The organism is Bradyrhizobium septentrionale (assembly GCF_011516645.4).
GTDB lineage: Bacteria > Pseudomonadota > Alphaproteobacteria > Rhizobiales > Xanthobacteraceae > Bradyrhizobium > Bradyrhizobium septentrionale.
This window is the reverse complement of the sequence record NZ_CP088285.1, coordinates 7,129,580-7,143,693: the sequence shown is the minus strand read 5'-3', so window position 1 is coordinate 7,143,693 and position 14,114 is coordinate 7,129,580. Positions and strand designations below refer to the sequence as shown.

At 63.3% G+C, this 14,114-nt stretch carries 17 protein-coding genes; 6 read left to right on the top strand and 11 right to left on the bottom strand.

Annotated elements, in window-relative coordinates; genetic code table 11:
- Positions 1-123: 123 nt before the first annotated feature.
- Complete coding sequence (locus HAP48_RS35680; protein WP_166204478.1) at positions 124-765, bottom strand: glutathione S-transferase family protein; 642 nt, start codon at positions 763-765, stop codon at positions 124-126.
- 411 nt (positions 766-1,176) lie between these two features.
- Complete coding sequence (locus HAP48_RS35675; RefSeq protein WP_166204477.1) at positions 1,177-2,505, bottom strand: dicarboxylate/amino acid:cation symporter; 1,329 nt, start codon at positions 2,503-2,505, stop codon at positions 1,177-1,179.
- Between the two features lie 143 nt (positions 2,506-2,648).
- Between HAP48_RS35675 and HAP48_RS35670 the strand changes: the two genes are divergently transcribed.
- Positions 2,649-2,807: a DUF5993 family protein gene (locus tag HAP48_RS35670; protein ID WP_165445965.1), complete on the top strand. Its 159-nt coding sequence runs from the start codon at positions 2,649-2,651 to the stop codon at positions 2,805-2,807.
- 8 nt (positions 2,808-2,815) lie between these two features.
- Complete coding sequence (locus tag HAP48_RS35665; RefSeq protein ID WP_166204476.1) at positions 2,816-3,370, top strand: disulfide bond formation protein B; 555 nt, start codon at positions 2,816-2,818, stop codon at positions 3,368-3,370.
- Here the strand turns inward: HAP48_RS35665 and HAP48_RS35660 are convergent.
- The gene (locus tag HAP48_RS35660; protein ID WP_166204475.1) at positions 3,367-4,071 is read right to left on the bottom strand and encodes a glutathione S-transferase family protein; all 705 of its coding nucleotides are present in this window, start codon (positions 4,069-4,071) and stop codon (positions 3,367-3,369) included. The two genes, HAP48_RS35665 and HAP48_RS35660, sit on opposite strands and share 4 nt — an antisense overlap.
- Before the next feature lie 78 nt (positions 4,072-4,149).
- On the opposite strand from HAP48_RS35660, the gene HAP48_RS35655 reads away from it, so the two are divergent.
- Positions 4,150-5,031 (top strand): SDR family oxidoreductase, encoded by an 882-nt coding sequence (locus tag HAP48_RS35655; RefSeq protein ID WP_166204474.1) that lies wholly within the window; start codon positions 4,150-4,152, stop codon positions 5,029-5,031.
- A gap of 177 nt (positions 5,032-5,208) precedes the next feature.
- On the opposite strand, the gene HAP48_RS35650 is transcribed toward HAP48_RS35655, so the two are convergent.
- Positions 5,209-5,559: a Lin0512 family protein gene (locus HAP48_RS35650; protein ID WP_166204473.1), complete on the bottom strand. Its 351-nt coding sequence runs from the start codon at positions 5,557-5,559 to the stop codon at positions 5,209-5,211.
- A 63-nt stretch (positions 5,560-5,622) separates the two neighbouring features.
- The gene (locus tag HAP48_RS35645) at positions 5,623-6,201 is read right to left on the bottom strand and encodes an MFS transporter (RefSeq protein ID WP_224496749.1); all 579 of its coding nucleotides are present in this window, start codon (positions 6,199-6,201) and stop codon (positions 5,623-5,625) included.
- A gap of 106 nt (positions 6,202-6,307) precedes the next feature.
- Here HAP48_RS35645 and HAP48_RS35640 point away from each other — a divergent pair, with 106 nt between their 5' ends.
- Positions 6,308-8,224: a right-handed parallel beta-helix repeat-containing protein gene (locus HAP48_RS35640; RefSeq protein WP_166204472.1), complete on the top strand. Its 1,917-nt coding sequence runs from the start codon at positions 6,308-6,310 to the stop codon at positions 8,222-8,224.
- A 30-nt stretch (positions 8,225-8,254) separates the two neighbouring features.
- Here HAP48_RS35640 and HAP48_RS35635 read toward each other — a convergent pair whose 3' ends face one another.
- Positions 8,255-8,956, bottom strand: a complete 702-nt coding sequence (locus HAP48_RS35635) for a GNAT family N-acetyltransferase (RefSeq protein WP_166204471.1) — start codon at positions 8,954-8,956, stop codon at positions 8,255-8,257.
- Between the two features lie 239 nt (positions 8,957-9,195).
- On the opposite strand from HAP48_RS35635, the gene HAP48_RS35630 reads away from it, so the two are divergent.
- Positions 9,196-9,855 (top strand): hypothetical protein, encoded by a 660-nt coding sequence (locus tag HAP48_RS35630; RefSeq protein WP_166204470.1) that lies wholly within the window; start codon positions 9,196-9,198, stop codon positions 9,853-9,855.
- A gap of 210 nt (positions 9,856-10,065) precedes the next feature.
- On the opposite strand, the gene HAP48_RS35625 is transcribed toward HAP48_RS35630, so the two are convergent.
- The 3 genes from HAP48_RS35625 to HAP48_RS35615 are packed head-to-tail and all read right to left on the bottom strand — an operon-like array spanning position 10,066 to position 11,634.
- Positions 10,066-10,296 carry a hypothetical protein gene (locus HAP48_RS35625; protein WP_166204469.1) on the bottom strand — a complete coding sequence of 77 codons (231 nt, stop codon included), beginning with the start codon at positions 10,294-10,296 and terminating at the stop codon, positions 10,066-10,068.
- A gap of 34 nt (positions 10,297-10,330) precedes the next feature.
- Positions 10,331-10,975, bottom strand: a complete 645-nt coding sequence (locus HAP48_RS35620; RefSeq protein ID WP_166204468.1) for an O-methyltransferase — start codon at positions 10,973-10,975, stop codon at positions 10,331-10,333.
- Between the two features lie 26 nt (positions 10,976-11,001).
- On the bottom strand, positions 11,002-11,634 hold the full coding sequence (locus HAP48_RS35615; protein WP_224496748.1) for a PadR family transcriptional regulator: 633 nt from the start codon (positions 11,632-11,634) through the stop codon (positions 11,002-11,004).
- Between the two features lie 185 nt (positions 11,635-11,819).
- Between HAP48_RS35615 and HAP48_RS35610 the strand changes: the two genes are divergently transcribed.
- On the top strand, positions 11,820-12,173 hold the full coding sequence (locus tag HAP48_RS35610; protein ID WP_166204467.1) for an MmcQ/YjbR family DNA-binding protein: 354 nt from the start codon (positions 11,820-11,822) through the stop codon (positions 12,171-12,173).
- Between the two features lie 122 nt (positions 12,174-12,295).
- On the opposite strand, the gene HAP48_RS35605 is transcribed toward HAP48_RS35610, so the two are convergent.
- Both HAP48_RS35605 and HAP48_RS35600 read right to left on the bottom strand, forming a co-directional pair.
- The gene (locus HAP48_RS35605; protein WP_166204466.1) at positions 12,296-12,862 is read right to left on the bottom strand and encodes a histidine phosphatase family protein; all 567 of its coding nucleotides are present in this window, start codon (positions 12,860-12,862) and stop codon (positions 12,296-12,298) included.
- Positions 12,863-12,951: 89 nt separating this feature from the next.
- A complete protein-coding gene (locus tag HAP48_RS35600) occupies positions 12,952-13,917 on the bottom strand; it encodes a GlxA family transcriptional regulator (protein WP_166204465.1) in 966 nt (321 codons plus the stop codon).
- Positions 13,918-14,114 lie beyond the last annotated feature (197 nt).

The following is a 14,114-nucleotide window of genomic DNA, read 5'->3' as shown; positions in this document are numbered from 1 at the left end:
TCGGGAGATGTCCGCTTTTCCGCCGCTGTTGCGGTTAAGCGGACGTCAGGCGCCGGCCGCTCAATGAGTACACGGCTTACGCAGTACTACTCCCGTCGCTTGGCCGCTCCGATGAAGCGAGCACTACAATCCCGGTGATCTTGCCGCCCAAGCCTTGGTGGCCTGGCAGCTTTGCATCGCTCGGGCGTAGGCAGGGCGTGCCGTCGTGCGGGCGAGATAGTCCCGCTCGGTAGAACCTGGGACGTAGTTGCCGGTTCGCAGGCCGAGCAGGAGGGCGTAGCTCACCGAGATATCGGCAGCAGTGAATCGGTCACCGGCGAGATAGGGGCAATCCGCGAGGCGGCGGATAACCAACCCCAGCCGGCTCTCGAAGGTCTCGAGTGCCCAGCGGGTTACCCGGGCATCTCGCTCGGCTTCGGGCGCCAGTTGGCGACCGACAATGACGGCGTTCATCGGCCCGGCAAGCCCGGCCTCGCCTAAGTGGAGAAATTGCAGATAGGAAGCGAAGGCGGGATCGTCCGGGGCGACGGCAAGCGAGCCTGAGCCGTGGCGCGCGAGCAGGTACTCAAGAATAGCGATCGATTCGACCATGATCGTCTCGCCGTCCTGCAGTGCGGGAATGAAGCCGGCGGGGTTGATCGCGAGAAAATCGCGATCCTTCTCGGCTGCCAGCAGATCGACCGGGCGCAGCCGATAGGCTAATCCTAATTCCTCGAGCAGCCAAACAACACGGAAGCCACGGCCTTCGCCATAGACGGTGAGCATAGTTAAGCGTTCCTGGATTGGGCTAGATGTACTCCTTCGCAGAGGTGAGCCTGTCGCGCAATGGACTATCGATGGCGCATAATGCGCTCAAGTCTTGGCGCATATTCCTACAGCGCAGGCCCTGCCCACTTTATGGGTTCACGGCCCAGGCTGCGGCCGCGAATAACGCGCGTTCCCTCTCCCGCCTGCGATGTGGAAACCTCAGTTGCAGAAGCCCGCAAATGCCATATGCGACAGCCTTGGCGCGAGGGGACATTTGGGCAATTTCTGCATATTAGAAATATATCCCTGAATTGCCCGACGTGTCAAGTTGCCTGGTCGAACGCCGGCCGCCGCCGGCTACTTCGCATGGGGTTGTTTTCGATATTTTGGCAGCGCCCCCCTGCGACGGCCCCATAACTTCATATTGCTTTAGCCCGCCCCGCCCGGCTCCAGCGCCTCGCCGAGCTCGAGCGGATGCGCCATGGCCTCGTGCAGCGCGTCCTTGTCGAGCTCGCCTTCGGAAAGGCTGATCACGATGCAGGCGACGCCGTTGCCGATCAGATTGGTCAGCGCGCGGCATTCGCTCATGAACTTGTCGATGCCAACCAGGATCGCGATCGACTGGATCGGAATGTCCGGCACGATCGACAGCGTCGCGGCCAGCGTGATGAAGCCCGCGCCGGTGACGCCGGAGGCACCCTTCGAGGTGATCATGGCGATGCCCAAAATGCCGAGCTCCTGCCAGATCGTCAGATGGGTGTTGGTGGCCTGCGCCAGGAACAGCGTCGCCAGCGTCATGTAGATGTTGGTGCCGTCGAGATTGAAGCTGTAGCCGGTCGGCACCACGAGGCCGACCACCGAGCGCGAGGCGCCGAGATGCTCCATCTTCTGGATCATCTGCGGCAGCACCGTCTCCGACGACGAGGTGCCGAGCACGATCAGCAATTCGTCCTTGATATAGGCGATGAAGCGGATGATCGAGAATCCGGCGAGGCGGGCGATCGCGCCGAGCACGATCAGCACGAACAGCACGCTGGTGAGGTAGAAGGTGCCGATCAGCGCGGCCAGATTCACCAGCGAGCCGAGGCCATAGGCGCCGACCGTGAAAGCCATAGCGCCGAAGGCGCCGAGCGGCGCAAGCCGGACGATCATGCGGATGATGCCGAAGAACATCTTGGATGCCTTGTCGATCGCCTCGGCGATCGGCTCGCCGGGCTTACCCATCAAGGCAATGGCAAATCCTGACAGGATCGAGATCAGCAGCACCTGCAACAGGTCGCCGCGCGCCAACGCGCCGAAGAAGCTGTCGGGGATGATCGCCATCAGGTGGGAAACGATGCCCTGCTCCTTCGCTTGCGTCACATAGGTGGAGACCGATTTCGGATCGATCGTGGAGGGGTCAATGTTGAAGCCGCGGCCGGGCTGCAGCACTTCGCCGATCAGCAGGCCGACGGCGAGCGCGACCGTCGACACCGCCTCGAAATAGATCAGCGCCTTCAACCCGACCCGGCCGACGCGCTTGAGGTCGCCCATCGAAGAAATGCCGTGCACCACGGTGCAGAAGATCACCGGCGCGATCATCATCTTGATCAGCGCGATGAAGCCGTCGCCGAGCGGCTTCAATTCCTTGCCGAGATTTGGGTAGAAGTACCCGATCAGGACGCCTGCCGCGATCGCGATCAGCACCTGGACGTAGAGGATCTTGTACCAGGGCTGATGATGGCGTTGGGCGGCGGGCCTGATCGCGTCTGTGGTCATGAGGTGCCCCGGGTTAGGATGAATTCAACTGGTGATGCCATCTTGGCCGAGCACTGCGCAAGCGACAATGCCCATTCAGGCCCGCCGCGAGCGCACACGAATCTGTCATAGACTACGGCCAAGCTCGCATCCGGAGGCTGAGGATGGAATTCACCGTGCTGTTTCTCGCCATCACCATCGCCATGCTGGTGGCCTGGCGTGGTCCGCGTCCTGTCGCGATTGGATTGTTCGCGGTGATCCTGGTCGCCTGCGTTGCGACCTTGCTGCACCACGCCACCGACCGTCTCACTTTGTCGTTCTGAGGCCAGCCATGAACGATACGCAGGCCGTCACCCTGAACGCGCTCGCACTTTACGGCCTTGCGCTGCTGCTGGCCGCAGCCTTTGCCGCGCAGCTCGTGCTGCACGAGCTGCCCTGCCCGCTGTGTTTGCTGCAGCGCATCCTTTTCGCCCTGCTGGCGATCGGGCCGATCCTCAACATCCGCTTCGGACCACGGCCGAGCCATTATGCCATGTCCCTGCTGACGGCCGTGCTCGGCGCCACGGTCTCGTCCCGGCAGGTGCTGCTGCACATCCTCCCCGGCGACGCCGGCTACGGTTCGGCGCTGCGCGGCTATCATTATTATACGTGGGCGTTGATCGCCTTCATTGCGGCAATCGTCCTGCTCGCCGCCATGCTGCTGTTCGACGGCCAGTTCAACCACCGCGCGGCGCCGGGCGCCTCGCCCGGCAAGTTCGCGCAAGGTGCCGTGTGGCTCGTGGTCGTGCTGACGGCGCTGAACGTGCTCTCCACCCTGCTCGAATGCGGCTTTGGCGCCTGTGCCGACAATCCGGTCGTCTATGAGCTGCTGAAGCGAGCGGCCTAAGGCCGCTTCGGAATATTCAACCCGCGTTCCACGGCCGGCCGCGCGAGACCGCGCTCCAGCCAGCCGGCGACGTGCTTGAACTGGTCGAATGCGACGAGCTCGCGCGCGCCGTAGAAGCCGATCAGATTGCGCACCCAGCCGATCATCGAGATATCGGCGATCGTGTATTCATCGTCCATGAACCACTGCCGCCCGGCGAGATGCATCTCCATCACGCCGAGCAGGCGCTTGGATTCGTCGACATAGCGCTGCAGCGGCCGCTTGTCCTCATAATCCTTGCCGGCAAATTTGTGGAAGAAGCCGACCTGGCCGAACATCGGTCCGATGCCGCCCATCTGGAAATGCACCCACTGGATGGCCTGGTAGCGGCGCGCCGGATCTGAGGGCAACAGCTTGCCGGTCTTCTCGGCGAGATATTGCAGAATGGCGCCGGACTCGAATAACGGCAGCGGCTTGCCGCCGGGACCGTTGGGATCGAGGATCACCGGGATCTTGCCGTTCGGATTGAGCGACAGGAACTCCGGGGTCTTCTGGTCGTCCTTGCCGAAGTCGACGAGATGGACCTCATAGGGCAGCCCGATCTCCTCGAGCATGATCGAGACCTTCACGCCGTTCGGCGTCGGAAGCGAGTAGAGCTGGAGGCGATCCGGATGCTGGGCGGGCCAGCGTTTTGTGATGGGAAAGGCTGACAGGTCGGTCATGTCGACATTCTTTGCAGGGTTGTTGTTGGGTGGCTAATGTACGGAGCTCAGTGAAAGCCGCAAGGTCTGCAACCGGCCATGAACGATCAACAGACAGACGCAAGAACGGTCGCAAGGCTCGGCCTCTCCGATGACGAACTCGCGACACACCGGACCGTGTTCGCGGCGGATGCGCTGGCCGGTCAGGTGGTCGTCGTGTCCGGCGGCGCCGGCGGCATCGGCCGCGCCATCGCATGGCTGTTCGCCCGGCTCGGCGCTCACGTCGTGGTGGTCGGCCGCAACGCCGACAAACTCGATGCACTGGTCGATCAGCTCGGCCATCGCGGCCTGAAGGCCTCCGCGCATGTCGCCGACATCAGGGATCCCGATGCAGTCAGCGCGATGTTCGACACGCTGTGGACCGCGCATGGCCGCATCGATCATCTCGTCAACAGCGCCGGCGGCCAGTTCCCGCAAGCTGCGATCGATTTCTCGATCAAGGGCTGGAATGCGGTCATCAACACCAATCTCAACGGCACCTGGTATATGATGCAGGCTGCGGCGCAGCTCTGGCGCGACCGCAAGCATCCCGGCAGCATCGTCAATATCGTCGTGGTCACGACGCATGGCCTCTACGGCATCGCGCACACCATCGCGGCGCGCGCCGGTGTGATCGGGCTGTCGCGCGCGCTCGCGGTCGAATGGGCGCCGCTGAACATCCGCATCAACTGCATCGCGCCCGGCGCGATCGAGACCGAGGGCTGGAACGTCTACAGCGAAGCGGCACGCGCCGCCTATCCACGCTCCAACCCGATGATGCGGCCGGGCACGCCCTGGGACATCGCGGAAGCCGCCGCCTATCTCGCCGCGCCTTCCGGCAAGTTCATCACCGGCGAGACGCTGACCGTCGATGGCGGCGGCCAGCATTGGGGCGAGACCTGGACGACCGGCAAGCCGGACTATTTTAGGGGCGGCGAGTAACGCCTCCAATTCCGTCGTCCTGGCGAAAGCCAGGACCCATAGCCACCGGCATCTGTTGGGTGAAAGATCGTCGTTGCAGCGCATACAACAATCAGCGTTCGTGGTCATGGGTCCTGGCTTTCGCCAGGACGACGCCGTGAGGGATGGCTCTCGATCCCATCGACCCACCGCGGTTGATCAGCCGGTCTTCCCGTCGTCGAAGCTGACGATGACGGCGGCATTCGCGATCAGGATCGGGTCGTTGCCGAGATCAGACGGGATTTCGAGCCCGCCCGCGATTGCCTTCACCGTCTTGGTGCCATAGGGCAGTTCCTTGGCGACCGCTGCGATATCGACGTCTTCGGGATTCGGCACGGCGATCGTGACGTCGACGAACATGTCGTTCGCGGTCTTGCCGAGCATGCGGAAGAAGCCGAGGCTGGAATGGCGGATCGCATCCGAGACCGCGCGCCTGGCGGCCTTGGTGGCGTCGCGGCCGTGAACGTCGACGCCCATGCCCATTTCGGTGATACAGCGCACGCGTGTCATGAAGCTTTCCTGTTGTCGTTGGCGTGAGAGACCGTCACTCCTTCGACCTCTGCGCCAGCGGCGTCAAGCCGGGTCCCTCGCCTCACCCACGCGCTTGTGATCGCCGCGCGCCAGCATCCAGGCCGCGAGCCCGGCGAGGATCGCCGCTGCAACCACCATGATACAGGCCGCGCCCCAGCCCCAGGTCGAGACCACAGCGCCGACCGCGATCGGTCCGGTCACCTGGCCGAAATTGCTGCCCGTCATCAACAGCCCCATCATGACGGGGACCATCGCCGCGGAACGCGCCGCGGCGGGTGCGGTCGCCAGCAACGTCGCCGGGATCAGGCCGCCGGTCGCGGAGAACAGCAGGCACAGAAAGAATGCCCCCCACACGCCGAGCACCGGCAGGAAGATTCCGAGCGCCGAGGCGCCCATCACGAAGGCCGCCACAGCAATCAACACGGTGCGGCAGACGCCGCGCGCGAGCAGATTGCCGGCGGCGAGATTGCCGACGACATTGCCCGCCGCCGCCAGCGCACTGAGCCCGCCGGCGCTCTGGCTGGACACACCGAGCCGCTCGGTCAGCAGGATCGGCAGGAAACTGAACAGCGCAAAGAACAAGCGTGGTCGCTGTCGCACGCTCCCGGCGGCGATATTCATCACAACGTCGAGAGCCCCTGCGCCACCTCCGCGTCGTTCGGCTCCAATTCATCTCCGCGGCCGGATAGTGCGCGGCGATCGATCGCGGTCGCGCAAGGAGCCATGCATGATGCCGATCAGCCGCCGGCGAGCGCTGACGCTTGCCTCGTTCGTCGTGGCGACCCCGCTGCTCGGCGCCGAAAGCGGCGCCGAACCGGCGCCGCGCCCTGGGTCTGCAACCTTCGACATGGCTACCTTCACGGTCACCTCCAGTGGCGACGCCGACGCGGCCTTCGCCAAGGCGCTGGCTGCCGTCGCCAAAACGGCGGCTGACGCCAGCAAGGCCGGACCGGTTCACATCGTCCTCAACCTCGAGAAGAACGCCAGCTACCGAATCAAGCGGCCGCTCGCGTTCCGGCAGTTGCACGGCTTCGAGCTGAACGGCAATGGCGCGCAGTTGATCAACACGACGCGCAGCGGGACCTTCGTGATCTCGGATTGCAGCCACCTCACGATTCGTGACCTCAGCATTGACTATGATCCGCTGCCGTTCACGCAGGGTACGATCGCGGCCTTCGACAAGGCCGCACTCGAGATCACGGTGAGGATCGATCCGGGCTATCCCGATGATGCCGCCCTGCTCGCCGCCATGGCCGGCGGATTCTTCAAGGTGATGGACCGCCACAACCGGGCGCTGAAGACTGGCGCCCGCGACTTCCTCTCACCGAGCCACGTCGCGCGCATCAGTGACGGGTTGATCAAGGTACGACTGCAGTGGGGCGCGAATGACCGCTCCCCGAGCCAGCTGCCGATCGCGATCGGCGACGTGGTCGCGATCTCCAACGGCGGCGCGCACGCCGTTACGGTGGACTCCAGCGTCGCAACCAGCCTGATCGACCTGAAGCTCCTGGCCTCGCCGGGCATGGGCATCATCGAGAATGGCGGCGAAGGCTCGATGATGCTGCAAAAAGTCTCGGTCGTTCCGGGACCTCGGCCGAAAAGCGCGACGACCGACCGGCTGATCTCGACCAACTCGGACGGTTCGCACTTCACCGCGCTCGAGCGTGGACCGACGTTCGAGGATTGCAGCTTTGCCAATACCTGCGACGACGCCATCAATGTGCACGGCTTCTACTACTATGTGGTCGCTAAGACGGCACCGCGGCGCTTTTTGCTCAGCCCGAAATGGGACATCGGCCTTGTGGCCGGTGACGACATCGAGAGCTGCGATCACGCGACGTTTCGTTCACTCGGACGCAGCAAGGTCGAGCAATTGACCAAGCGCCATGCGCCGGAGCTGAAGGCGAAGATCGCACAGCTCTGGAACAACCGGAGCCCGACCACCCAGCCGGACCTGATCTATGACGTCACCCTGCAGCAGGACCTGCCGCTCAGGGTCGGCGATGCCATCACCTCGCTGACGCATGCCGGGTCAGGCGCCACGGTGCTGAGGTGCAGCTTCCACGCCTGCGGCCGGGTGCTGATGAAGGCGCCGAACGCCATCGTCGAAAACTGCCAGTTCACCTTCTCGACCGGGGTGGCGCTACAGGCCGGAAGCGACATCGGCTTCTGGTCGGAGTCGGGATTTGCCGACAACCTCGTGTTCCGAGGCAACCGCTTCAGCCATTGCGTCAACGGCGCCAATGAGCTGACCAGCGGCAGCGGCACCCTCGGCACCATCTATGTCGGCATGGTGCCGCCGGAGAGCGCGAAGGGATTTCAGGACAATTTCGAGAACCGGCGCGTCATCATCGAAGGCAATCACATCGACGATTCCTGCATCTACGCGATCTTCGTCAGCAATGCGGATGGCCTCAAGATCGCCGACAATGTGATCGGCCAGACATTTGTGCGCGGCAATGCGTTCGGGGCCGGCGAGTTCTTCAGGATCAGGCCCGACAGCGCGATCTATGTCGGCCGCTCCAGGAACGTCGAGATCAGCAACAATGTCGCCGCACGCGGCCGGATCGCGACAGCCGTCGTCGCGATCGACCCCAGCTGCGACAAGCGCTCGGTGCATCAGGCAAACAACAGGCTGGCATGAGCGAGCGCCGAATTGAGCAGAGCCAACACTTCAGCCCTGCCCGTGCTTCTGCAACACCGTGATGTGCAGACGGCGGCGGATTTCCATGCCCTGGCGCCGGTAGAGCGCGATCGCCGAGACATTGCTGGTGAAGACGTGCAGGAACGGAATTTCGGCGCGCGCCACGATCTGGCGGGCGACCGCCGACAGCAGCGCCTGCGCGTAGCCGCGGCCGCGATGGTCCGGATGCACGCAGACCGCGGTCATCTCGGTATAGTTCCCCGGCTTCATGCGTTCCCCGGTCATCGCGACCAGCTCGCCGTTCACGCGAATGCCGAGAAAGGTGCCGAGCTCATGCGTCCGCGCGCTGAACGGGCCGGGCTTGGTCAGCTCCGTCAACGCCATCATCGCAGGCACGTCGGCGGCGCCGAGCGTGACGATCTCGACACCGGACAGCGCAAAGTCTGCGGGTGTGCCGATCATCTGCTCGCCGGTCTCGGCCAGCAGCACCTTGAACTCCGCCGGCACCGTGACCGGATCTGATGTGAACAGCACCGCTATCTCAGGTCCCGACAGCAGCGCACCGAGCGCGGCAAAGCTCTCGGACGACATGTCGACCATGTCGGCAAAGGGTGCGATCGCCAGCGGAAAGCGCCGGGCATCGGTGCCGCCTTCGGCCAGGCCGCGCTGCCTCGTGGTCAGTGCGCTCCAGATCGGGCGATCGAGCGGATGAATTGGCGAGACTTCGGACATGCGGCGCTTCGCTCCTGATTTTCCTCGAACAGAGCAAGAAGCGCCGGCAAAATCCAGCATGGCGATATAGTCGCGCAAACCCAAGGGGTCTGCCTGACTCGGGCGGTTATCCACTACCTGAAATTTTAGGGAATCCCGTTCCTAGGATAAAGTGCGAGAGGTGATTCCCATGCAGATATCCTTTGAGGGAAAGCTCGGCATTGCTTGGGCTGTTGGGCTTGGCTGGCGCGGGAGCAATCATGATTGCCCCTGACAAGCTATGGATCGGCTGGTCTCTCATAGGGACAGCAGCTTTGGGCGGGATCGGCCTTGGGCTTCATCATTTCGGCCGCAAGTTTTTTGTGGTGCCGGTCACTGCGTGCGGTCTGTGGTGGAACTATTGGTACTACACAAATGCTCTGCGCTCGATCGAGCCGATAAAGCCAACTTCCATCGTATCCGACACTCCAGCGCCAGCCGCCAAGCCGGTTGCTGTACTTCAGCCAGCAAAGCCGAGACTCATCTCAACCAATCGAGCCATGATTTTGGCTTGCGACAAGCCGAAACCCGAAAAGCCGCAGTCACGAAAGGAGCGACAGGCGGATTTGGATCGATATTTAGACCTTATGCGAAAGATTATCGGCCTCGACGTTAAGGGGAGCCTTGGGGGCGATGATGAAATACGCCTGCAAATATTTGAGCAGACGTCACCTTTGATTGTCGTTAAGTCCCAAAGCTATCTTCTCAAGAGAGTCGGCGATCAACTATACGTTCGGATTACGAAGGAATTTGTCGAAGGCGATTTTGTTTCTATAGTTGCCTCGCTTTCAGTGAATCCGGATGATCCGGCTGCGAAAGAAACAGCTACCAAGATTGAGCAACTTACCCACTCTGACCCCGGAAAATGCAAATTCCTCTAAGTTATCAATCTAACGTGCTCTTTCTGCCCCCTGTGTTGCGGCGCGTGAGATCGAGCAAGTCGCGCTGATGGAAATCTAGTTCCGATGCCCACTTGGTTTGATCTGCTTCGATTTTGCTGGGTTGTCAGTCTCCTGATCTTGGGATTCCGGATTTGGCTTCTCGGCGCCGAGATGTCACGGCATATCTTACCGGGCGTCAGCAAGTGGAAGCTACAATTGCTGAGAAGGATGCCGTCCGTCGACGAACTCGACGAAAGAGGGCAGATTTTGAGGCGCCAATGCGGTCGCCTCTTCTGGATCGTTATGCTCCCCTACTTTATTGGGGGAGGAATGCTCTTTGAATTTCTCAAAAAGCATTTGTAGATAGTTGCCTTGGTTGCCAGATGGCGTTTGCGCCATAGTACCGCAGCACGGCGTGATGTGGTTGCGGCTCACAATCACGCCAGCCGTCGATCAAATGGTGCCGTCCGCCGCCCTATGCCACCTTGAGGCAAAGCTCGGTGCCGCCCTTGAGCGGCAGCGTGATCGACACGAAGCCATTTTTGGGATCGCGCACGAACTCCAGAAAATCCGTCTCGGCATTGTCGTTCATGACATAGCCGCCGACCCGAAGCTGCGGGGCGACGATCTCGATCACTTGGCGCGCGAGCGTCGGTCCCTTGTCGCCCGGCCAGCCATCGATCAGGATGAAGTCGACGGGACCGCCGAGATCGCGCAGCGTCTGGCGCGCATCGCCCTCGCGGATCTCGGCGTAGTCGGCAAGGCCGGCATCAGTGAGATTGCGCTTCGCGGTTTGGACCTTGGCTGGCACGATCTCCGAGCCGATCACCGTGCCGCCGCCATTGTCACGCACCGCGGCGGCGAAATACAGCGTCGACATTCCGACCGAGGTCGCGAACTCGGCAACGCGTTTGGCGCGCAGGCCGCGGCACAAGAGATAGATCAGTTCGCCCTGCTCGGGATGGATCGAGAATCCCTGCCCGGCATAGTCGTGCGGATCGCGGCTGCCGCTCTGCATCGGATTGCCCCGCACGGGCGCCCGGCGCGTGGCCTGCAGGCGCTCGATGACGGCAGCAACGCGGGCGTCAGTAATCGCGCTGTGCGGTTCAGCGTTGTACATGAAAGGTGTCCTTCGCTGCGACTGTGTCATTGCTGCAGGATTTCGGCGGCAGCGCGCTCCAGGATTTTCGCGATGCGCCGCGCCTCGGCGGCATCGCTGCCGCGCTTCTGGCGCAGCGCGCTTTTCAGCGCGTGACGGGCGCGGTGCATTTCGTCGGACGCTTCGCCATCGAGATCGCTGACGCCGGCGAAGGCCTCACGCACCTCCTCCATGCGGCGGCCGATCCGCGACAGCGCCTCGAGAATGGTGTCCGCGGTGGCGCGGTTCTCGGCGAGATGCGCCTTGCCCTGCTCGGTGATGCTGTAGAGCTTGCGTGCCGCATCCTGCGTGACGTTGGCATGGCCGATCTCCTCGAGGAATGTCAGCGCCGGATAGATCACGCCCGGGCTCGGGCTGTAGAAACCGTCCGACTTCTCCTCGATGGTCTTGATCAGCTCATAGCCGTGCGCAGCCTGCTCGCCGAGCAGCGCCAGGATCACCAGTTGCAGATCCTGCGACGAGAGCCGCCGCGAGCCCGGAAAGTCGCCGCCCCCGCCACGTCCGAAGAAGCCAGGACCTCCGCGCCCAAAGCGGTGGCCGCCTCGGCCGTGCCGGCCCATGGCGAAGAACCCAAACCGGAAGCCATCATCGTCCCGGTCACGAAACATCTGTCTTCTCATTGCTTGCTCCTTACTGAAAACATATCTTACGATATATCTACAGATGAGAAAGCAACAACCCACGTTTTCGTGAGGAGCCCGGCGACCCGACGCCGCGGCAGCCACGCTCGCTGGGAATGACTGGGCTTGTCGGCGTTCGCGCAGCTGGCCTAAGGCTTCAGAAGGTTTCCCAACTTCTGCGACTCATGCGCCCCAAAACCTTCGAAGCTCATTGCCTGCGTCTGCCCGCCGCCACCAAGGTCGTGCAATGGGAGGGCACGTCGGTGTTCAAGGTCGGCGGCAAGATGTTCGCGCTGGCCGGCGGCTACATCGAGAGCACCGGCGGCTTCATGTTCAAGACATCGAACATGGCCTATCAGATGCTGATCGAGCAGGGCCTGGCGCGGCCGGCGCCGTATCTGGCGCGTGCCACATGGGTGCAGCTGGCGGCCAACGACGCCCTGCCCGACGCCGAGCTCACGGCCTATCTCGCGCAGGCGCATGCCCTGATCGCCGCGAAGCTGACGCGGAAATTACGCAAGGCGCTCGGGCTGGAGTGACCGGCAAAAGCGTTTTCGAGCGAAGTGGATGCCAGTTCGCGTGAAGAAAACGCGTCAAAACAAGAATCTGGAGCCCCGTTCCGATTCAATCGGAACGGAAAAGGCTCTGGCCGCAGCGCCGCTCAACCACCCAACGGCTTGTCGGAATCGCCCGACAGCAATTTCGGAAACAGCTCCTTGAAGGCGAACTTGTCGTCGCCCTTGGCGCGGTCGAAGCGCAGCACGACGTCGAAGCGGCTGCCCTCCCATTTGGTCGGCGGCGTGCCCTTGCTGACCGGGATCAGCGGAAGGATGTCCGAGATGATCGCCTTGTGCTCCCAGCACAACAGCACGACGCCCTTCATCGCCAGCACTGCCTGCATCAGCGCCGGCTCATCACCCTTGCCAAAGCCTATGTTCGGCGCCAGCGAGCGGCGCGCGGCGAGTGCCGAGATCGTCTCGGCCGGACGGCTGCTTGGCGGCTGGTTGGGCGTGGTGCCGGGCGTCGCGGCGTAGATCGCATCGGGCTTGGCATAGTCACCGCCGGTGAGATCGGTGCCGAACAATGCCGTCCATGCGCCGGCACGCTGCCAGCCGCGGAGCACAAGCGACTCGGTATCGGACACGCCGTCCGCGGTGAAGCCGGATCCCGGCCAGCCATCGCCAGGTTTTTCGGCATGACGGATGATGAAGAGCGTGAGCGCGTCCATGGTGGCCTCGTGGGGAAGGATATGCGGCGGGAAACGGCGTCGACGACGTCGATCCTACCCCCGATCAGGCGTCCGCTTCATGAACGGCGTCACAATTTGCGAAAACTCGCGCGGTACTGCGCAGGCGACACGCCGAGCCGCTCGGAGAACACGATCCGCATCCGATCGGCCGAGCCGAAGCCGCAGTCGAACGCCACCGCCTTCAGCGGCCGGTCCGAGCCCTCGAGCAACCGGCGCGCGGCGTCGACCCGCGCCCGCTCGACGAATTCGTGCGGCGTGATGCCGGTCTCCTGCGCGAAGGCGCGGCCGAAATTGCGCACGCTCATGCTGACGGCCTCGGCCAGCGACTGCAACGTGTGGCGCTCGCCGACGCGCTGCATGACATGCGCCTGCGCCCGCGAGATCGGCGAATCCTCGTCGACCGGCGCGGTGAGATAGGGACTGAACTGCGACTGCCCGCCCTGGCGCTGTGCCACCACGACGAGCCGCTTTGCCACCGCGACCGCAACCTGCGGCCCATGACGCTCGGCGACGAGCGCCAATCCAAGATCGATCCCTGCGGTCACGCCGGCCGAGGTCATCAGCTTGCCGTCGCGGATGTAGATCCGGTCGAAGATCACCTTGGCGGCCGGAAAGCGCGCCGCCAGCCGCTGCGCGTTCTGCCAATGCGTCGTCACCTTGTGGCCGTCGAGCAGCCCGGCATGGCCGAGCGCGAACGCGCCGGTGCAGATCGAACCGTACAATTCGGCGCGCTCGGGCGCCCCCCGCAGCCACTGCGTCAGTTCGGGATCAGGCTCGGCGTCGGGCAATGCCGGCCCGCCGGCGACCAGCAGGATGTCGAACTTCTCCCTTGCCTCATCGAAGCTGAGGTCGGCGGATATCTTCATGCCGTTCGATGCGCGCAGCGGTTCGCGGCTGGCACCGACCAGCACGGTCTCGTAGCCATTGCCGGCGGGTACAAAGCCGTTCGTCTCCGCGAACACATCGACGGGACCGGCGACATCGAGCGCCTGAACCCCTTCGTGAATCGCGATCGCGATCTTCTGAACCGCCATACCCTCTCCTTGCTCAGCTGGCGCGAAACGACGTCTCGTTGGCCCGATCCGGCGGCGCGCGATCGTTGCGAGATCAGGCCCAACGGGCGACATACACGCCACGGATCACGCCACCGGGCGATCCGAATCCACCGCAGAGACGAGCGCTGGCGGCAGCGTGTTCGCACGCTACGGCATCGTCTTGCCACATCGAGGAG